The 19,209-nt window shown below is 63.1% G+C and carries 20 protein-coding genes; 4 read left to right on the top strand and 16 right to left on the bottom strand.

The features are described from left to right. Positions 1–6: 6 nt before the first annotated feature. The 6 genes from ACIQLI_RS21565 to coaD all read right to left on the bottom strand — a co-directional run bounded on the left by ACIQLI_RS21565 (position 7) and on the right by coaD (position 4,053). A complete protein-coding gene (locus ACIQLI_RS21565) occupies positions 7–729 on the bottom strand; it encodes a hypothetical protein (protein WP_400392284.1) in 723 nt (240 codons plus the stop codon). 183 nt (positions 730–912) lie between these two features. Further along, positions 913–1,881: a bifunctional DNA-formamidopyrimidine glycosylase/DNA-(apurinic or apyrimidinic site) lyase gene (gene mutM, locus ACIQLI_RS21570; RefSeq protein ID WP_400392287.1), complete on the bottom strand. Its 969-nt coding sequence runs from the start codon at positions 1,879–1,881 to the stop codon at positions 913–915. 6 nt (positions 1,882–1,887) lie between these two features. Beyond that, the gene (gene rnc / locus ACIQLI_RS21575) at positions 1,888–2,598 is read right to left on the bottom strand and encodes a ribonuclease III (protein WP_354228527.1); all 711 of its coding nucleotides are present in this window, start codon (positions 2,596–2,598) and stop codon (positions 1,888–1,890) included. Between the two features lie 23 nt (positions 2,599–2,621). Further along, a complete protein-coding gene (rpmF, locus tag ACIQLI_RS21580; protein WP_011775139.1) occupies positions 2,622–2,825 on the bottom strand; it encodes a 50S ribosomal protein L32 in 204 nt (67 codons plus the stop codon). Between the two features lie 33 nt (positions 2,826–2,858). Next, complete coding sequence (locus ACIQLI_RS21585; protein WP_089595442.1) at positions 2,859–3,386, bottom strand: DUF177 domain-containing protein; 528 nt, start codon at positions 3,384–3,386, stop codon at positions 2,859–2,861. 166 nt (positions 3,387–3,552) lie between these two features. Then, on the bottom strand, positions 3,553–4,053 hold the full coding sequence (coaD, locus tag ACIQLI_RS21590) for a pantetheine-phosphate adenylyltransferase (RefSeq protein ID WP_354228524.1): 501 nt from the start codon (positions 4,051–4,053) through the stop codon (positions 3,553–3,555). 35 nt (positions 4,054–4,088) lie between these two features. Here coaD and ACIQLI_RS21595 point away from each other — a divergent pair, with 35 nt between their 5' ends. Together ACIQLI_RS21595 and ACIQLI_RS21600 are read left to right on the top strand one after the other, a co-directional pair. Continuing rightward, positions 4,089–5,354 (top strand): aminotransferase class I/II-fold pyridoxal phosphate-dependent enzyme, encoded by a 1,266-nt coding sequence (locus tag ACIQLI_RS21595; protein WP_400392291.1) that lies wholly within the window; start codon positions 4,089–4,091, stop codon positions 5,352–5,354. After that, positions 5,351–6,145, top strand: a complete 795-nt coding sequence (locus ACIQLI_RS21600; RefSeq protein ID WP_400392327.1) for a spermidine synthase — start codon at positions 5,351–5,353, stop codon at positions 6,143–6,145. The genes ACIQLI_RS21595 and ACIQLI_RS21600 overlap by 4 nt, the downstream gene beginning before the upstream one ends. A gap of 39 nt (positions 6,146–6,184) precedes the next feature. On the opposite strand, the gene rsmD is transcribed toward ACIQLI_RS21600, so the two are convergent. The 4 genes from rsmD to ACIQLI_RS21620 are packed head-to-tail and all read right to left on the bottom strand — an operon-like array spanning position 6,185 to position 11,124. Then, positions 6,185–6,751: a 16S rRNA (guanine(966)-N(2))-methyltransferase RsmD gene (gene rsmD, locus ACIQLI_RS21605; protein ID WP_354228520.1), complete on the bottom strand. Its 567-nt coding sequence runs from the start codon at positions 6,749–6,751 to the stop codon at positions 6,185–6,187. Between the two features lie 51 nt (positions 6,752–6,802). After that, positions 6,803–9,058 (bottom strand): ATP-dependent DNA helicase RecG, encoded by a 2,256-nt coding sequence (locus ACIQLI_RS21610; RefSeq protein ID WP_400392295.1) that lies wholly within the window; start codon positions 9,056–9,058, stop codon positions 6,803–6,805. Continuing rightward, complete coding sequence (locus ACIQLI_RS21615; RefSeq protein ID WP_354228516.1) at positions 9,048–10,088, bottom strand: DAK2 domain-containing protein; 1,041 nt, start codon at positions 10,086–10,088, stop codon at positions 9,048–9,050. The genes ACIQLI_RS21610 and ACIQLI_RS21615 overlap by 11 nt, the downstream gene beginning before the upstream one ends. A gap of 22 nt (positions 10,089–10,110) precedes the next feature. Further along, the gene (locus ACIQLI_RS21620; protein WP_400392298.1) at positions 10,111–11,124 is read right to left on the bottom strand and encodes a thiamine-phosphate kinase; all 1,014 of its coding nucleotides are present in this window, start codon (positions 11,122–11,124) and stop codon (positions 10,111–10,113) included. 121 nt (positions 11,125–11,245) lie between these two features. Between ACIQLI_RS21620 and ACIQLI_RS21625 the strand changes: the two genes are divergently transcribed. After that, a complete protein-coding gene (locus ACIQLI_RS21625) occupies positions 11,246–11,755 on the top strand; it encodes a DUF3515 domain-containing protein (protein ID WP_354228512.1) in 510 nt (169 codons plus the stop codon). A 31-nt stretch (positions 11,756–11,786) separates the two neighbouring features. On the opposite strand, the gene ACIQLI_RS21630 is transcribed toward ACIQLI_RS21625, so the two are convergent. The 6 genes from ACIQLI_RS21630 to leuC form a co-directional block, all read right to left on the bottom strand. Beyond that, entirely contained in the window at positions 11,787–12,923 is a 1,137-nt protein-coding gene (locus ACIQLI_RS21630) for a D-alanine--D-alanine ligase family protein (protein ID WP_400392301.1), read from the bottom strand. Further along, on the bottom strand, positions 12,923–13,975 hold the full coding sequence (locus ACIQLI_RS21635) for an NAD(P)H-dependent glycerol-3-phosphate dehydrogenase (RefSeq protein ID WP_354228508.1): 1,053 nt from the start codon (positions 13,973–13,975) through the stop codon (positions 12,923–12,925). The genes ACIQLI_RS21630 and ACIQLI_RS21635 overlap by 1 nt, the downstream gene beginning before the upstream one ends. After that, on the bottom strand, positions 13,972–14,745 hold the full coding sequence (locus tag ACIQLI_RS21640) for a lysophospholipid acyltransferase family protein (RefSeq protein ID WP_400392304.1): 774 nt from the start codon (positions 14,743–14,745) through the stop codon (positions 13,972–13,974). Before ACIQLI_RS21640 ends, ACIQLI_RS21635 begins: the two co-directional genes overlap by 4 nt. Positions 14,746–14,756: 11 nt before the next feature. Then, positions 14,757–16,082, bottom strand: a complete 1,326-nt coding sequence (gene murA, locus ACIQLI_RS21645; protein WP_089595453.1) for a UDP-N-acetylglucosamine 1-carboxyvinyltransferase — start codon at positions 16,080–16,082, stop codon at positions 14,757–14,759. Positions 16,083–16,291: 209 nt separating this feature from the next. Then, entirely contained in the window at positions 16,292–16,900 is a 609-nt protein-coding gene (leuD, locus tag ACIQLI_RS21650; RefSeq protein WP_400392308.1) for a 3-isopropylmalate dehydratase small subunit, read from the bottom strand. A gap of 10 nt (positions 16,901–16,910) precedes the next feature. Then, on the bottom strand, positions 16,911–18,362 hold the full coding sequence (leuC, locus tag ACIQLI_RS21655) for a 3-isopropylmalate dehydratase large subunit (RefSeq protein ID WP_354228501.1): 1,452 nt from the start codon (positions 18,360–18,362) through the stop codon (positions 16,911–16,913). Positions 18,363–18,484: 122 nt separating this feature from the next. Between leuC and ACIQLI_RS21660 the strand changes: the two genes are divergently transcribed. After that, positions 18,485–19,204 (top strand): IclR family transcriptional regulator, encoded by a 720-nt coding sequence (locus tag ACIQLI_RS21660; RefSeq protein WP_014922101.1) that lies wholly within the window; start codon positions 18,485–18,487, stop codon positions 19,202–19,204. Positions 19,205–19,209 lie beyond the last annotated feature (5 nt).

Raw genomic sequence — 19,209 nt, forward strand, 5'->3', positions numbered from 1 at the left:
GATTCCCTACTCCGCCCTCGTGTGCAGGCTGCCCAACAGTTGGAAGCGCGAGTTGCCCGTTCCCGTCGTGGACACTGAAACCGTCACTGTGTCAGCGCCCCGCACAAAGCGTGCCGCCACCGCGCCGTCCGCGGCCGGTGCGTCCTCGGTCCAAAATCCGCGTGAGACCAACGACTGGCGGAAGGAGTCCAGGACCTCAGCCCGTGGCTTGGCAACAATGCCGTCAGCTGCCAGCTGGAGGATGTCACCGGACGTGGAAACCGAGGTAGACCCGATAGTGGTCCCGGCTGGCAGCGACAAGACGCCGTCGGGCCAGCCGTCCACCAGCTCACCCGACGCACTGCCGGGCTCAGGAAGTGCACCAGTGATGAGCGGTGCGGGCGCGGAAGGTTCAGGCAAGCCTGTTTGCGTGGCAGTGACAGGAGGGAGGACTTCAAGGGGCTTGGCAGTAGATGGGCCGGCACTGCCTTCTGTGCCACTGGTACCGCTGCCGCTGCCCCCGGCAGCATTGCCCCCGGTTGCACTATTCGCAGCGTCCGACGCCGTGCTGCCGGACGTCGGCGCGGTTGCGCCAGCGGACCCGGCGCTTCCGTCAGGGCTCGAAGTGGACGACGGAGGAGCTTGCGCGGACGTGGCTCCCGGTCTGGCCATCTGGTCGAACACTATGGCCACGGCGGCAATGAGAACAGCAAGGCAGATACCTGCTATGACCAGCCGCCGCGCCATCATGGCTTACCTGGACCGGCTGGGCCGCGGAAGAAGCAGGTGGATCCTGCATCAAGAACGGCCGCGGATAGAAGTGACGCCACCCGGATTGAGGTGGCGTTCATCCTTGCGATGGCGATTCGAAGCGCCAAGCTGTTCATGGGGACAGTCTGCCATTGCGATCCGGATTCCGGAACAGTTTTGGCCTTACCATCGTCCGTTCCGTGGCCGGGGTTGGCATACGGGACACGTATAGGAGGAACGGTTCATGAACTGTTCCCTCTTAATGACGCTGTGAAGGCCGATTGCCTCGCAACGGCTGCACAGTTCGCCGGCACGCCCGTACGCGTTAAGCGATCGGGCAAAGTACCCGGAGTCTCCGTTGACATTCACGTAGAGGGAGTCGAAGCTGGTTCCGCCAGCGGCCAATGCGGCGTTCATGACGTCATTGACCGCTTCGACCAGTTTCCCGGCATCCGCGCGGCGCATGGTGTCCGTAGCCCTGGCGTAGTGGAGACGGGCACGCCATAAGGCCTCGTCCGCGTAGATGTTGCCGATGCCGGAGATGACTGACTGATCCAGCAGCGCCCTCTTGATGCCCGTCTTCCGGTTCTTGATCCTTCGGTAGAACGCGTCGAAGGAAAAATGGGGATCCAAGGGATCCCGGGCAATGTGGGCGGCTTCCTCCGCGATCTCCGGAAGTGGTGTTTCGCCCAAACCGCCAGGGCCGCCGTCGGACGTCGGTATTAAGGACGTCACGAACAGGCCGCCGAAAATCCTTTGGTCCACGAACCGCAACTGTTCCGGCATGCCTTCCACCGGACTGAGCTTGATCCTGACTTTGAGGTGTTTTTCATCCGGAACATCCGGGTCCTGCATCAGCAGCTGGCCGCTCATTCCCAAGTGGGCCATGAGAGCCACCGCTGGGAGGTCTTCAGCGGGGCGTGATTCGGTGTCAGGCAAACCCGGCATGGCAAGGGGCATCCAGAGGAATTTGCCTCTCCGCACCACATCCAGCACCGTGGCGTGTTCCAGGTTCCCGATGAAGTCTTCCGTTCCGAGGGCATGCCGTCGGATGGACCGCGGATCAAGGACATCGACGCCGGTCACGGAACGGCCGCGGACCCAACGCGCCAGGCCGCGGCGTACTACCTCTACTTCGGGAAGCTCAGGCATCGGGGCTCAAGCGGAAGCAGGACCGGCAGCAGTCGGATCCAAGGCGGTCAGGGCACGCCAGGCATCAGCGGCGGCTTCCTGTTCCGCTTCCTTCTTGGAGTGACCCGAGCCCCGTCCGTAGGGGGTTCCGCCGATGTTCAGCACGGCTTCAAAGGTACGGGCATGGTCCGGTCCGGAACCTTCCACGGCATAGTGGATGGCGCCCAGTTGCCGGCTGGCAGTCAATTCCTGGATGCTCGTCTTCCAGTCAGTTCCGGCGCCAAGGGCTCCGGCGTCCTTCAGGAGCGGACCCACCAGCCGCATCACCAATTGGCGGGCGGTCTCCATGTCGTTGGACAGATAGGTGGCGCCAATCAAGGCTTCCATGGTGTCAGCCAGGATGGAGGCCTTGTTCTTACCGTCGGTCAGCTTCTCGCCTTGCCCGAGGTAGATGAACTCGCCAACGCCAATGTCCCGGCCGATTCCGGCCAAGGCGCGCGTACTGACGACGGCGGAGCGCCGCTTTGCGAGCTCGCCTTCAGGCAGCGTGGGGTTCTCACGGTACAGAGAGTCGGTGACGGAGAATCCCAGAATGGAGTCGCCGAGGAACTCGAGGCGCTCGTTGGTGGGAATCCCGCCGTTCTCATACGCGTATGAGCGATGTGTCAGAGCAAGACGAAGCGTCTCGGTGTCAATCGAGACACCGAGACGCTTCAGAAGCTCTTCAGTTGAAGACATCCTTAGTCAGCCTGTACGGCAGATTAGGCGTCTGCGACCTTGCGGCCCTTGTATTCAAGGAACAGCGCGGTGCCGGCAGAGTCAGTAACGACCTTTGCCTGGTGCGGCAGGCTGTACGTAACCTGACCGTTTTCGATGGTCTTGACCAAGTTGGGGGCAGTTGCCTTCCACTGGGCACGGCGGGCGCGTGTATTTGCGCGAGACATTTTCCGCTTGGGAACAGCCACGGCTATCTCATTTCTCTCTTAGACGAACACTTACTAATCGGTTTGCCGGTCAGTCTTAGCCAGATCAGCTAGGGCAGCCCAGCGAGGGTCAATGACCTCGTGGTGGTGCCCCGGCTCGTCTTCCAGGCGCGCTCCGCATTCGGAGCACAGACCCTGGCAGTCTTCCCGGCACACCGGCTGGAACGGCAGCATAGTGACAACTGCGTCCCGCAACACCGGCTCAAGATCGATTAGATCGTACTCGACTCGACGTTGCTCTTCATCGTCTTCTCCGCCCGAAAGCTCTACGCCTTCATAGAAGAAAAGTTCTTGCACATTGACTTCAAGGTCATACGCAAGGGGATCCAGGCATCGGCCACACTCGCCGGTTACATCGACGATTACGGTGCCGGATACCAGAATTCCTTCGTGTACGGCCTCAAGGCGAAGATCCAACTCGATATCCGAGCCTTCCTTCACGCCAATGAGCGCCACACCAAGGTCACTTGGCGCAGGTACATGCTCGTTGAGTGTCCGCATGGTCCCTGGACTACGTCCAAGGTCCTTGACTACCAGCGCCAAGGGCGAACTTGCATCTCGCTTAATGAGAACTCCTGTAGAACATATGACCGACGTACCATCTTAGCCTGATCACGCTTGAGGACTCAAACTGACGCCGGGCGCGCATAAATGCGCGGTGGTTTCAGCTTGGGGCACTCCGCATAAAGGCGCGAGGTACCCATCAAGACTACCCCTTGCGCGGGTGGTCCGTTGCAGGCTCGCCAGCGAGGAGACGTTTCAGCACCGATTTGGGGACGAAATCCGAGATGTCGCCTCCCAAAACGTTTACCTCTTTGATGAGTGTCGAAGACAAGTGAACATAGTGCGCTTCAGCAGGAAGGAACACGGTTTCCACACCGGCCAGCTGACGGTTCATGGTGGCCATGGGCAATTCGTAGTCGAAATCGGACGATGAGCGGAGGCCCTTGACGATGGCCGATACACCCCGGTGGCGGCAGTACTCGGCCAACAGCCCTTCGCCCATGGGCTCCACGATGATTCCTCGAAGGGACGCCAGAGTTTCGCGTGCCATTTCCATGCGGTCTTCCAGGCTGAACCGGTACTTCTTGGCGTAGTTGGTGGACACGGCCACAATGACTTCGTCAAAGAGGCCGGCCGCCCGGGCAATGACTTCGAGATGTCCGTTGTGGATGGGGTCAAAGGATCCAGGGCAAACCGCTCGTCTCATGAGACGAACCTACCCCATAGCTTCGCCGGGATACCATGGCAGACATGGCATCCGCAGGCAGCAGCCCCTCCCTGGACACGAGCATCGGCACCACCCCAGGTACCTATACCGCACCTTGGCAGAGGGCAGCAATCGGAGCCAACCTGCTCTCACCCGACGGTGGGCTGGGCGTGACCATTTTTGAGGAGATGACCACGCTTGCCCTCTCCACCGGAGCCATCAACCTTGGCCAGGGGTTTCCTGACGAGGACGGACCTGATGAGATCAAGGCAGCAGCCCAAACCGCCATTGCCTCCGGAGCGAACCAATACGCACCCGGCAAAGGCCTTCCCGTACTGAGGGAAGCGATCACGGCACACCAGCAGCGGTTTTACGGCCTGGCCCCGGACCCTGATACCGAGGTCCTGGTCACCACGGGAGCAACGGAGGCGATCGCGGCCACGCTGCTCGCCTTCACCCAGCCTGGTGACGAAGTCCTGACCTTCGAGCCCTTCTACGACTCCTACGGCGCCATCATTGGCATGGCAGGTGCCACACACGTCACCGCTCCCCTGCTGGCACCTGACTTCCTCCCTGACCTCTCGGCCCTTGAAGACGTCTTCAGTCACCGGACCCGCATTGTTCTCCTGAATAACCCGCATAACCCGACGGGCGCCGTCTTCCCCCACCATGTCCTGGCGAAGATCGTGGAACTCGCTGCCAGATACGACGCCATCATCGTCAGCGACGAAGTCTACGAGCATTTGACCTTTGGCGTAGACCACATCCCCATCGCTTCCCTCCCGGGAGCAGCGGACCGGAGCATCACGATATCCTCGGCCGGCAAGACCTTTTCCTTCACCGGATGGAAAATCGGCTGGCTCAGCGGCCCTGAACACCTGGTTTCTGCTGTGCGCACAGTGAAACAGTTCCTGACCTACAGCTCCGGGACACCCTTCCAGGGAGCCATTGCCGTCGGCCTCGGCCTTCCCGACGATTTCTTTACCGGCATTGCCAGTACGCTCCAGCACAAACGCGACATTCTGGCCGAAGGGCTGCGTGCAGCAGGGTTCGGGGTGTACGTCCCCAGCGGCACCTACTTCATCAACGTGGACACCGCCCCCTTGGGTATCCGCGATTCCGTGGACCTCGCACGGCGCCTGCCGGGACTGGTGGGAGTTGCCGCAATCCCGGTGCCCGTTTTCTGCCATCCACAGGGGGCCGAGCGCACCCGCAGCCTGCTGCGCTTCGCTTTCTGCAAAAAGACGTCCGTCCTGGAAGAAGCCGCGGAACGCCTCGCCTCGCTCAAGGGCCGGCTCTGAGTACCGCCGGCTCCGGACACCACGTCGCCTCGCGCTACCTCCGGACCACGGGGCAGCACGCCACCATCGACGCCGATACCCTCATTGAGGGCAGCTTCATCCTCAGCATCGGCGGGGCCGAGCAATCACACGTCAACCTCGCGGATCCGCGGGAGATCTTTTATGAGTACCTGCGCAGGATCGGTCATGTGGTGGATTTGGCTGCGGCGCCCGGGGCTCCCATCCGCGCACTGCATTTGGGTGCAGGGGCGTTAACCCTTGCCCGCTATATCCAGGCCACCCGCCCGGGTTCGGAACAGTATGCCGTTGAACTGGAACGCGAACTCCTGGACTTCGTGCTCCACAAACTTCCCATGCCCGACGGCACCACGTTGACTACCCACATTGGCGATGCCCGCGACGCGCTGGCGGAGCTTGACGCCGAGGTGACATGCGACGTCGTGATTCTTGATATCTTCTCCGGACCAGAGGCCCCGACACACATCGCGTGCAAAGAGTTCTATGAGGAAGCTGCCGCACGGCTGGGTCCTGACGGGGTTTTGATCGTCAACGTGGGAGACGAACCCGCCCTGACCTTGGTGCGGAGCCAGGTCACGGCCTTGCGTGAGGCCATGCCGGACGTTGCGGCGGTCGCGGAAACGGGCATGTTCGAGGGCCGTTACCCAGGCAACATCATTCTTGTGGGCACACGCAAACGGTGGGCCCCGGAATGGACGGTGGAGTTACTGGCCCGCGGCCCGCATCCTGCCGCTGTGCTCACCGGGATGGACCTGGACCGGATCGCCGGCTAAGGCCCCGACCCCGGCCCGACCCGCCAGGCCGGCTCGACCCTAGGCCGGTTCCGCGAACCATAGCTTGGTTTCGCCGTACTTCTTATCCGCGAAGCACTCCATGGTCCCGGGCCACGCCGGTTCCGGGCTCCGCGAACTCCGCTCGACAACCACCACGGCGCCCTCATCCAAGTGCGGCGCCAGTTTTGCCAACACCTCGCTCAGTGCCGGTTCGTCCAAGGGGTACGGCGGATCGAGGAAGACCAGGTCCCACAGCCCGCCCTCACGTACCCGTTCCAGGAACGATTCCACCTTGGATCGGTGGACCGAGACCTTCTTGCCGCCCAGGAGCTGGTTCACCAAGTCAGCATTGCGCTGGCAGACGTCGCTCGCCTTGGCGTCGAACTCCACCAGGTCCACACTGCGGGCACCCCGGCTGGCGCTCTCAATGCCCAGGGCTCCCGAGCCCGCGTAAAGGTCCAGGACGCGGGAATCGGCGATGACCGCCAAGGATTCCAGACGGGAAAAAAGAGCTTCCTTGACCCGGTCGGTCGTAGGCCGCGTGGCGGTCCCGGGGACGCTGGTGAGCGGGTTCCCACCACCGACTCCGGCAATGATCCGGCTCACAGGATTACTCCGGGAGCTGACGTGCCTTGCTGGCCGCCATTCCCTGGGTTTCTAACCGCGTTCAAGGAACGCCTCCTTTTCAGGGTTCAAGTATTCGTCGATGGCCGCAGCAAGTCCCGGCTGGTGCTGGAGGGTGGGGTCCTCTGCAACAAAGCCTTGGGCGTCTGTGCGTGCGCGGGCAATGATGTCCTCATGTTCCAGGACGCGGAGCAACTTCAGCGTGGAACGCCCACCGGATTGCGAGGCCCCCAGGATGTCGCCTTCGCGGCGGAGCTTCAAGTCTTCCTGCGAGAGTTCAAACCCGTCGGTGGTTGATGCCACTGCCTCAAGCCGCCGGCGGCTCGGGTGCCCGGGTTCCAAGGTGGTCACGAGCAGGCACGTGCCAGGCAATCCGCCACGCCCGACACGTCCGCGGAGCTGGTGGAGCTGGGAAATTCCGAAGCGGTCGGCGTCCAGGATCACCATCAGGGTGGCGTTGTGGACATCCACGCCCACCTCAATGACGGTGGTGGAAACAAGCACCTTGACCTGGTTGGCGGCAAAGGATGCCATGGTCTCGGACTTCAGTTGCGGGTCCTGCCGGCCATGAAGCGGCGCCACAGGGACACCGGCCAGGGCCGGTTCCTGCAGAAGGCTCTCGACGACGGCCGTCACCGATGCCAGCTCCCGAGCCGATCCTTCCTCCGCGAGTTCGGCGTCGCTTGGTTCGGCCTCTCCCGGGCTGAAATCGCCGTCGTCGTCCGTTCCAATCTTGGGGCACACCACGTACACCTGATGGCCCGACTCAACCTCTTCGCGCGACCGCTTCCAAATACGGTCCACCCAGCCGGGGTTCTCCACCAGTCCCACCACATGAGTGGAGATGGGGGCCCGACCAGCGGGAAGCTCATCCAGGATGGAGGTCTCAAGGTCTCCGAAAACCGTCATCGCCACGGTGCGTGGAATGGGCGTTGCTGTCATGACCAGCAGGTGGGGCGGTCGCTGCGCCTTGGCCCGGAGGGCGTCACGTTGCTCTACGCCGAAACGGTGTTGCTCGTCCACCACAATCAAGCCGAGATCCTGGAAGCTGGTTTTGTCACTCAACAAGGCGTGGGTGCCAATAACGATTCCGGCATTGCCCGAGGCGGCGTCCAACATGGCCTGTTTGCGCGCCGCGGTGGGCATGGAGCCCGTCAGCAGCGTCACGTGAACGGACTCCTGCGCCGGATCCCCGCCGAGCATCCCGGCCCCGCCGAAGACGTCGTCACGTGCCAAGGATCCCAACGTCCGCCGGATCGAGTGGAAGTGCTGTGCCGCCAACACTTCGGTGGGTGCCAACAGAGCAGCTTGGCCGCCTGCATCCACCACCTGCAACATGGCCCTGAGGGCGACAATGGTTTTTCCGGAACCCACCTCGCCTTGCAGCAGCCGGTTCATGGGAGCATCCCGCGCCAGTTCTTCAGCAAGCGTCTTTCCGACGGCGGACTGGCCGGCAGTCAGTGTAAAAGGCAGGTTCCGGTCAAAGCTGCTGAGCAATCCGTCGGCGCGGGGCCGGCGGGCGGTGGCTTCCTCGGCTGCAAGTTGGGCGCGACGGCGCGCGAGGGCCGTCTGCAGGACCAGTGCTTCCTGGTACCTGAACCGCTCCTGCGCCCGTTGCCAGTCCTTGGCGGTCTCCGGCGAATGGATCAGGCGGTAGGCCTCAGCCACACTGAGCAGCCCGTCCCTGCGGACGATGCTTGCCGGGAGAGGATCCTCCAAGGCGTCAAGGTCCATGGTCTGGAGCAAGGCCGTGATCACCTTGTGGATGGACCAGCTGGTCAGCTTGGCGGTTGCCGGATAGACCGGGATGGGCATGGCGGCAAGCTTTTCAGGATCCATGGAGCCTTCAGCTTCCGGGTCCTCGTCCAGCAGCAAAAAGTCCGGGTTGGTCAGGCCAAGTGAGCCACCATAGCGGGTGACCTTTCCGGAGAACATGGCCCGCCGGCCCGTCTGAAGTTCCGCCTTGGCCCTGAATCCGTTGAAAAAGCTGACTTTCAACGTCCCCGGGGCCCCGCTTCCACCGGCTTCGTCCGTCACCACAACATCAGTGATGGAGCCGCGGCGGGCCCGCATCTGACGCGTGCTGTTGGACAGGACACGCGCTATCAGGGTGACTTCCTCATCCAGCGGAAGGTTGCTGATGGGGGTCAGCTCGCCACGGCTCAGGTACCGGCGCGGGAAGTAGTTCAGCAGGGCACCCGTGGTTTTGAGGCCCAAATGCTTTTCGATGACTGCCGCGGACCGCTTGCCGATTCTACGCTCGAGGGGTAGTGCCAGCTCAGTAATCATGCCGTGACTGGCCTGTAATGCTGGGTTCCTCTGATGGTGGAGCCTGTCCATTTCCGCTGGGCAGTGCCAACTGGCTTACTGCGATGTCCGTGGGCTCGCCCAAGGACCGAATCAGGGCCACTGCCGGCTCGGGATCTGGAACGTGAACGTGGACCCTCCACCGGTAGCTTGCTTCAACCGAGGATTCCTCGTCCTCATCATCCTGGCTCCGGGCGCCACCAACCTGGCTCATGATGACCGAATCACCCATCTCATCCAAGCGCTGCCTCAGGATGGCTGCATTCAAAGGCGAAAGGTTGATGGTGCACATGACTTCCACGCCGTCGTCGGCCGGCATGCGCTCATGGATGTGGGGATCCTGAAGCTTATAGCCGTGAAGCCCGTCCAGGAGTTCGTCCTGGAGTTCTTCACCCAGGACTGCGGAACGCAGGCAGTCGAGGATCAGCAGCATGCCAACGCCCCCGGCGTCCACCACGTGGGCTTCCTGAAGTTGTGCGAGCTCACCCTCAGTGCGGACAACTGCCTGGTAGGCAGCTTCCACGATGGCATCAAGAGCGAGGCCAAGGGCGTGGTTGCTGTCGTCGGAGTTTTGGGAAGCATCCACGGCCTGCGCAGCGTCCGATGCAGCTTCCAGGACCGACAGCATGGTTCCGGCTACGGGCTCACTCAACGCGGACCATGCCCGGATCTGCGCCCTGTTCAGCGCTGTGGCGAGCAGCGGTGCGCTCAGCCGCGATTTACCGGCCAACGGTTCGGCGGCGGCACACAGGAAGACAGCGAACAGCGTGCCCGAATTACCCCGTGCCTGCTCCATGGCAGCTTGGCCGGCGCGCGACAGGACTGCGCCGACGTCGCTACCCGTTTCGGTGCTGTCCGGGGCTGCGCCGTCAAGGGCGGACACCGCCGCACGAACCGTGAGGTAGAGGTTGGTGCCGGTATCACCGTCGGCTACGGGGAATATGTTGATCGCGTTGAGGCGATCACTGTGGTTGCCGAGGACCACCTCCGCCTTGCCGAGCCAACGCTTCATGGCGTGCGCATTCGCGGCGATCTTAGTCTGCAAAGTGATCCCATCCAACGGTGTCAGCAGCTTGCCCGGCGATCCGGACGCCGCTGCCTGGCGGCTCGACAACGGCTTGAACTGAGCCTATCGCAGTGAACCCCTGCGGCAGCTGAATTCCTGCTGGGAAGGTGGCAAGCAATCCATGGTCCTCTCCCCCGCCCAAGACCCAGGGCATCGCGTCGCGGCCCAGAAGTACTGCAGCCGGTTCCAGCGGCACCGCATGGGCCTTCAAGGCCACGGGATCGAAATCCAGGGCAACGTTGCTGGCGGCAGCGAGCCTGCTCCCGTCCCGAAGCAGGCCGTCCGAAATATCCATCATGGCGGTTGCACCGGCGCGGGCCGCCAAGGGTCCTGCTGCCAAAGGGGGCTGCGGGCGGCATTGCCTCTCCACCAAGCCCCGCTGTTCCGTGTCCAGGCTGCCCATAGGAAACCCGCTTTCCAACAGAGCCCACCCGGCAGCGGCCCTGCCCAAGGTCCCTGCAACAGCCACGACGTCCCCGGGTTTGGCTCCGGACCGCAGCACAGGCGCCACACCACCGAGGGTTCCGACGACGGCCACCGTCACCGCCAGCTCGCTGCCCCTTCCGAGGTCTCCGCCGGCAACGGAACAATCAGGGGCGCCCAGGCCGATGATTGCGGCAGTGAGGCCATCGGCGAACGCCTCGACCCATTCGACGGGAGTCTGCGGCGGCATGGTCAGGCTGACAACAAGGGAGGTGGCGCTGCCGCCCATGGCATTGATGTCGCTCAGGTTTTGCGCCGCCGCCTTCCATCCGACGTCGTATCCGGTGGTCCGGTATCCGTTCTTCCACTCCAGCCTGAAGTCCTGGTCCTGGGTTTGGGTGTCGATGGAAATCAGGACGCGGCCATCCGGTGCCGCGATCAGCGCAGCATCGTCTCCCGGACCCAACAGGATGCCGGGGCTGTGGTTCAGGCGCGGAAAGATCCTGGCAAGGAGCTCGGATTCCGAAAGGTCTTGGACGGTTGTTTGTTCTGCGGGCACGGCTCTACGCTATCGCGATCCACTGACAGAATAGTGCCGTGCATTGTCGCCAAGCCCGCGGGTGAATGTGACCGGGGATACGTGAATCTGCCGGGCAGCCCGCGCGGGATAGGCTGGATGGATGCACCGAAAGACCCTCCGCCGGACAACCCTGGCCGTATCCATGGCCGCTGTATCCGTCCTCGCTTTGTCGGCTTGTTCCCCTGCCGTTGATGTCACGGCCGCCACCGACGCCGCCAATCCTGCCTGCGCCCCCATGATGGTTGCCCTCCCCGACCAGATCGGCGATGCCGCACTCCGCAAGACCAACAGCCAGGCCACGGCAGCCTGGGGCGAGCCCTCGCAGGTCATCCTCCGGTGCGGAGTGAATGTTCCCGGACCCACCACAGACCGCTGCGTGAGCGTCAATGACATCGATTGGGTCATCAAAGAAGGCGATCCCGTGTACACCCTGACCACGTTTGGCCGCGAACCGGCCACCGAGATCCTGATTGATCCGGTCAAGTTGGAAGCGGCGAACATCAGCTCCGCCACGGTGCTCACTGAACTCGCGGCTGCGGTGGGCAAGATCAAGGCCACCGGCAAGTGCGTGGGCCAGGAAGACCTGCAGAACCTGCCGGCCGGCAAGTAGTACCGGCCGGACACGGTCAGCAGGCCACAGGTCAGCGCAGGCCGGTCTTACGGGTCAGCGCCAGATGAATCAGTTCGTCGATCAACTCGCCATAGGCCAGACCTGAGGCCGCCCACATTTGCGGGTACATGCTCTTGGGGGTGAAACCCGGCATGGTGTTGATCTCATTGATGACCAGCTCGCCTGCAGGGGTATAGAAAAAGTCCACACGGCTGAGACCTTCGGCTCCCACAGCATCAAAAGCCACAGCAGCCAGTTCACGCACGCGGCTGATGGCTTCTTCGGGCATGTCAGCCGGGCAACTCAGGGCGGCCGCACCGTCTTCGACGTACTTGGCGGCGAAGTCATAGAACTGGTGCTCCCCCGCTGCCACTGCAATTTCACCGGGCATGGACGTTCGGGGCGCTTCGGTGCCCCGTCCCTGGAGGACGGCACATTCAATCTCGCGGCCCACAATCCCGGCTTCGATCACCAGCTTCAGGTCATGCCGGCGGGCTTCTTCAATCGCGGCGTCCAGGCCCTCCAGGGAGTCCACTTTGGAGATTCCCATGGACGAGCCGGCGCGGGCAGGCTTAACGAACACGGGGAACCCGAGTTTGTCGACGCGCTTACGGACAGCCTCGGCGTCGGTCAGCCACTGACGGTCCGTCACTGCAATGTACGGTCCAACGCTCAGGCCCGCGGACTCGAACACCACCTTCATGAAGTGCTTGTCCATCCCCACTGCGGAGGCCAGGACGCCGGCCCCAACATACCGCGTGTCGGAAAGTTCCAGTAGGCCCTGGATGGTTCCGTCCTCGCCCCACGGCCCATGAAGCAACGGGAACACCACGTCCACGGATCCCAGCTCCTGTGGGACAGCGTTGGGTTCGGTCACGATCAGCTGGTGCTCACCGCCCACTTCGGCCAACGTCACGGTCTTCCCCGACGGCGCCACCTCAGGAAGCGCTGCGGAACTCAAGGACCATTGACTGGTGTCGCCCGAGGCCAGGACCCACTGTCCTGATTTGGCGATGCCGATGGGAATGACCTCGTACTTGTTCTTGTCGATGGCCCCCATGACACCGGCCGCAGTGACGCAGCTGACGGCGTGTTCGCTGGAGCGTCCGCCAAAGAGAACCGCGACGCGGGGGCGGCCGGTTGCAGGGGTGGAGTGGTCTGTCACCATCAGTAGTCGCCTTCGGACTTCAGTGCCCGGGCCAGCAAACGAGGCCCCAGGTCATCAACGGACATTCTGCCTTCCAGCACCGCTACCACGGCTGCCGTAATGGGCATTTCAACGTTCAACTTGCCGGCAAGCTCGTGCACGGCAGGGCCGGACTTGATACCTTCGGCGGTCTGCGTCATCTGCTCTGCGACCTGTTCCAGGCTGAGCCCTTCGCCAAGCAAACGGCCAGCAGTGTGATTGCGCGACAACGCCGATGAACAGGTGGCCACAAGGTCGCCCAAGCCGGCCAGGCCGGCCATGGTGTGGGCTTCGCCCCCAAGGGCCAGGGCGAGCCGGGAGGTCTCCGCCAGTCCCCGGGTGATCACCGAAGCCTTGGTGTTGTCGCCCATCTGCCGGCCTTCGCATATGCCCACGGCAAGGGCAATGACGTTCTTGACGATTCCGCCGATCTCAACGCCAACAACGTCCGTACTGGTGTACGGCCGGAAGTAGGGCGCAGTGCAGGATAGCGCGATCGCGGCGGCGGTATCAGCGTCGCTGCAGGCAACCACGGATGCAGTTGGTTGCTCCCTGGCGATTTCCATCGCCAGGTTGGGACCGGAAACCACTGCCACACGGGACGCGGGAAGCCCCAGTTCCTGCGCAATGACCTCGCTCATCCGGGCATCAGTCCCCAACTCCAGACCCTTCATCAGGGACACCACCACGGCATCGGGAGCCAGCAAGGGCTTCCACTCGCCCAGTTGCGGCCGCAAGGATTGGGCCGGAACGGCGAGGATCACCAACGTGGCGTCCTTCAGCACTTCCGCCACGTCCGTGGAAGCGGTGATGGTTGCGGGAAGCTCAATGTCTTTCAGGTACTGGGCATTGCGGTGCAGCGAATTGATCTGCTCCACCACCTCCGGACGGCGGCCCCAGATCCGGATGCTGCGTTCAGCGCCGGCAGCCTCCGCGGCGTCGGCGAGGATTTTGGCGAACGTGGTGCCCCACGATCCCGCACCCAAGACCGCCACAATGTCCGGCACGGGGACGGGGCTCTGAAGAATGGTCATTTACCTTCCTCCGGTTCCGGTGCGTCGGAGGATCCGCGCTCAACGAAACGGCCGTGCTTTGATTGCTTGTGAACAGCCGGATCCCAGCGCTCGGCCGGTGCGGGCTCGTTGCGGAGTGTCGCCAGGAGAGCAGTGATGGCGTCCATGATGACCTCGGTTGCCTCGGTCAGCGTGGCGCGGTCCATCGGCCGGTCCGCGAAGGCACTGAGGTCCACCGGTTTCCCGACGAGGACCCGCACTGTCTTGCGCGGGAAGATGTGGAAGCGCTTGGCATAGCGCGGGAAGACCTCCTGCGCACCCCAGTGCGCCATGGGCACTACGGGTGCCCCGGTCTGCAAGGCAAGCCGGGCGGCCCCTGTATGGCCTTTCATGGGCCAAAGATCGGGATCGCGGGTCAGGGTGCCTTCTGGATAGATAATGATGGCACCGCCGGCATCCACCACCTCCTTGGCGACCTGCAGCGAGCGGTTCGCTCCCGCCGTCGAGCGTTCAACAGGTATCTGCTTGGTGGCATTCAGCAGGGCTCCGAGCACGGGCACCTTGAAGAGGCCCTTCTTCGCCAGGAAGTGCGGCGGACGCTGCTGGTTGTACACCATGTGCCCGATCACGATGGGGTCGATCTCGGTGCAGTGGTTTGGCGCCGCAATGAAACCGCCGGTCGGAAGGTTCTCAACGCCTTCCCACTTTTTGGCCATCAGGAGGTTCATCAGCGGGCGTGCGATGCCCGCCAGCAGCACGAACGTGGCACGGCTCTTGGCCGATTCCTTCAAGGGATCCCCCGCTACTTGGTGGTGGTGATATCGAAGTCGGCGCCCAGGCCGGCCAGTTTCTCGGTAAAGCGCTCGTAACCGCGGTTGATGATGTCGATGCCCGTCACCCTGGAGGTACCAGTGGCTGCCAGCGCCGCGATGAGGTGGCTGAAGCCGCCCCGAAGGTCCGGGATGTCGATGTCGGTACCCCGGAGCGGGGTTGGTCCTGAGATGACGGCGGAGTGAAGGAAGTTCCGCTGTCCGAACCGGCACGGGACACTGCCCAGGCACTCGCGATGCACCTGAATGTTCGCGCCCATCCGGGCCAACGCATCGGTGAACCCGAACCGGTTCTCGTAGACGGTTTCGTGGACGATCGACACGCCTTCTGCCTGTGTCAGGGCCACGACCAAGGGCTGCTGCCAGTCCGTCATGAAACCGGGGTGCACGTCCGTCTCCAGGACCAATGGGGAGAGCTTCCCGCCTTGGTGGTAGAAGCGGATGCCGTCGTCGCCGATGTCCATGCCGCCACCGACTTTGCGGTAGGTGTTCAGGAAAGTCATCATGTCCCGCTGCGACGCGCCTTCAACGAAGATGTCGCCCCTGGTGACCAACGCAGCGGAGGCCCAGGACGCGGACTCGTTGCGGTCCGGAAGGGCACGGTGGTTGTACCCGCGGAGATCCTTGACGCCTTCAATCCTTATGGTGCGGTCAGTCTGGACGCTGATGATGGCGCCCATTTTCTGCAGGACAGCAATGAGGTCGATGATCTCGGGCTCAGTTGCGGCACCGATGAGTTCAGTGATGCCCTCGGCTCGCGTTGCGCTCAGCAGCACCTGCTCCGTGGCGCCAACCGAGGGATACGGAAGGGAGATCTTGGCTCCATGAAGGCCGTGCGGCGCGGAGATGTGGATGCCGCCCGGGCGCTTCTCCACCACTGCACCGAACTGGCGAAGCACGTTCAAGTGGTAATCGATGGGCCTGTCGCCAATTTTGCAGCCACCCAGGTCCGGGATGAAGGCCTCACCGATGGCATGGATCAGGGGTCCGCACAGCAGAATGGGAATCCGGGAATCCCCGGCGTGCGCGTCAATGGCCGTACTGGACGCTGTCTTGGCATCCTTGGGGTCCAGGGTGAGGTCACCCGTGACCGGATCCTTCACTACCGTCACACCGTGCAACTGCAGCAGGCTGGTAACAACCTCTACGTCCTTGATTTCCGGCACGTTCCTCAGCACCGATGGTTCGCTGCCCAGCAACGCCGCCACCATGGCCTTGGGCACCAGGTTCTTGGCACCGCGAACGGTCACTCGTCCTGTTAAAGGGACGCCACCGCGGATTGTCAGAACACTACTCATCTATACCGGTTTCCTCACGACTACTCGCCCCCCAAACTTACAAAGGCTCCAGCTAAGCATAGAAGCTCGCGTTACCGAACCGAAATGGACGCACCCGGCGCCGCGAGCTTCAGGCATCGGTTGAACGTTGACGAAAAAGGACCGGCGGGCACTCCCACAGGGTGCCCACCGGTCCATAATCTGCAGCTCTGCGGCCTCAGAGGGCGGCGCTATCCAGCCTGAAGTTTCGCGGGAAGCGTCTTGGGCTTGAAGGACGGACGCTTGGCCTCGTAGGCGGTGATGTCTTCTTCGTGCTGAAGTGTCAGGCCGATGTCATCCAGCCCTTCCAGGAGGCGCCAACGGGTGTAGTCGTCAATGTCGAACGGAGCCACGATGGTGCCGCACTCCACGGTTTTGCTGACCAGGTCCACCTTGACTTCCGTGCCGGGATTGTTCTCCAGCACTTTCCAGATGAGCTCGATGTCATCCTGCGCGAGCTGCGCGGCAAGGAGACCCTGTTTGCCCGAGTTTCCCCGGAAGATATCGGCGAAGCGGGAAGACAGTACGGCTTTGAAACCGTAGTCCTTCAGCGCCCAGACAGCGTGCTCGCGGGATGAACCCGTGCCGAAGTCCGGCCCGGCCACCAGGACCGAACCGGCATTGAACGGGGCCTGGTTGAGGATAAAGGAATCATCCTTGCGCCAGGCGGCGAAGAGTGCGTCTTCGAAGCCTGTTCGCGTGATGCGCTTGAGGTAGACAGCAGGGATGATCTGGTCGGTGTCCACGTTGCTTTGGCGCAGCGGCACGCCGATGCCGGTGTGGGTAGTGAATGCTTCCATGGTGGTCCTCCTAGACTGCGGTTCCGGTCAGGCCGCCGGCCGTGACGGACTCCAGGTCCGACGGCGAGCTCAGCGTGCCGCGCACAGCTGTGGCTGCGGCAACGACGGGTGAGACCAAGTGCGTGCGGCCCCCCTTGCCCTGGCGGCCTTCAAAGTTGCGGTTGGACGTTGACGCGCAGCGCTCCCCCGGCTCCAACTGGTCCGGGTTCATGCCCAGGCACATGGAGCACCCGGCAAAACGCCATTCGGCACCGAATTCCTTGAAGACCTTGTCCAGGCCTTCAGCTTCGGCCTCCAACCGAACGCGGGCCGATCCGGGGACCACCAGCATACGGATGTTGGGATCCTTCTCACGGCCGCGGATGATATCGGCGGCAACGCGGAGGTCCTCAATCCGGGAGTTGGTGCAGGAGCCCAGGAAGACCGTATCCACCCGGATGTCCTTCATGGGCGTGCCGGCTTCCAAGCCCATGTACTGGAGGGCCCTCTCGGCAGCGGCCTTGGCGTTCTCGTCACCGAAGTCCTCCGGAGAGGGAACCTTCGCCGAGAGGGAAACGCCTTGGCCGGGGTTGGTACCCCAGGTCACGAACGGCTCCAGGGTGTCCGCATCCAGGTCCACCTCAACATCAAAGGTGGCATCGGCGTCGGTGTGGAGCGTGTTCCAATACTCGACAGCGGCGTCCCAGTCAGCACCTTCGGGTGCGTGCGGGCGGCCCTGCATGTAGTCGTAGGTTGTCTGGTCCGGAGCCACCATGCCTGCGCGGGCGCCTGCTTCGATGGACATGTTGCAGATGGTCATGCGGGCGTCCATGGACAGGGCGCGAATGGCCGAGCCGCGGTATTCCAGGACGTATCCCTGGCCGCCGCCTGTGCCGATCTTGGCAATGACCGCGAGGATGATGTCCTTGGCGGTCACGCCGGGACGCAAGGTGCCTTCAACATTGATGGCCATGGTCTTGAAGGGCTTCAGGGACAGCGTCTGCGTTGCCATGACGTGCTCAACCTCGGACGTACCAATACCCATGGCCAAAGCACCGAAGGCGCCGTGGGTTGAGGTGTGGGAATCGCCGCAGACCACGGTCATGCCGGGCTGGGTCAGGCCCAGTTGCGGGCCGACCACGTGAACGATCCCCTGTTCCTTGTCACCCAGGGAGTGCAGGCGGACGCCGAATTCCTTGCAGTTGGCGCGCAGGGTTTCAATCTGGGTGCGGCTGGTGAGGTCGGCGATTGGCTTGTCGATGTCCAGCGTGGGAGTGTTGTGGTCCTCCGTGGCAATGGTGAGGTCAACGCGGCGCAGCGGCCGGCCGGCCAAACGCAGGCCTTCAAAGGCTTGCGGTGAGGTCACTTCATGTACCAGGTGAAGGTCGATGAAGAGAAGATCGGGCTGGGCGTTGGCTCCTTCGCCTTCACCTTTGCGCACTACGTGCGCGTCCCAGACTTTCTCGGCCAGTGTCTTTCCCACGGCCTTGCTCCCTTCACTGCGTTGGCTTGTTGCGTTGTTCTTGGTCCACTGAAGCAGCATCGCTGCGAAATAGGCCAGCGAAAGAACTTGCATCTCAGATATTGAGACGGCAATATCATTACATGGACAATTCTAGTGGAGTCGGTGTCATTGATAAAGCGGCCCAGGTACTCGATGCCCTCGAGGCCGGGCCCACGACACTCGCGCAACTTGTAGCGGCTACGGGCCTTGCCCGGCCCACGGTTCACCGCCTCGCGCTGGCGCTGGTCCACCACCGGCTGGTGAGCCGCGACATCCAAGGACGTTTCGTCCTGGGCAGCAGGCTCGTGGAGTTGGCCTCCGCAGCAGGCGAAGACCGCCTGATCGCTTCCGCGGGGCCGGTTCTCATCCAGTTGCGCGACGCCACAGGTGAAAGTGCCCAGATTTTCCGCAGGCAGGGCGATTGGCGTGTCTGCGTGGCATCGGCCGAGCGTCCCATCGGCCTGCGCGATACCATCCCGGTGGGCACGCAGCTGTCCATGAAGGCCGGCTCCGCCGCCCAGGTCCTGCTGGCGTGGGAGGACCACGACCGCCTTCTTGAAGGGCTGCAAAACGCCCGGTTTACGCCCACTGTACTGGCAGGAGTACGACGCCGGGGCTGGGGTCAGAGCCTCGGCGAACGCGAGCCTGGGGTCGCCTCGGTCTCCGCCCCCGTTCGTGGACCGTCCGGCCGGGTTATTGCGGCAGTGTCCATTTCGGGTCCCATTGAGCGGCTTACCCGCCAGCCGGGCCGCCTGCACGCCGAAGTAGTCTGCAACGCCGCCCGGGTGCTGACCGAGGCCCTGCGAAAGAACAACGACTAGGTCAG

Source organism: Paenarthrobacter sp. NPDC091669, assembly GCF_044756725.1.
Lineage (GTDB): Bacteria > Actinomycetota > Actinomycetes > Actinomycetales > Micrococcaceae > Arthrobacter > Arthrobacter bambusae_C.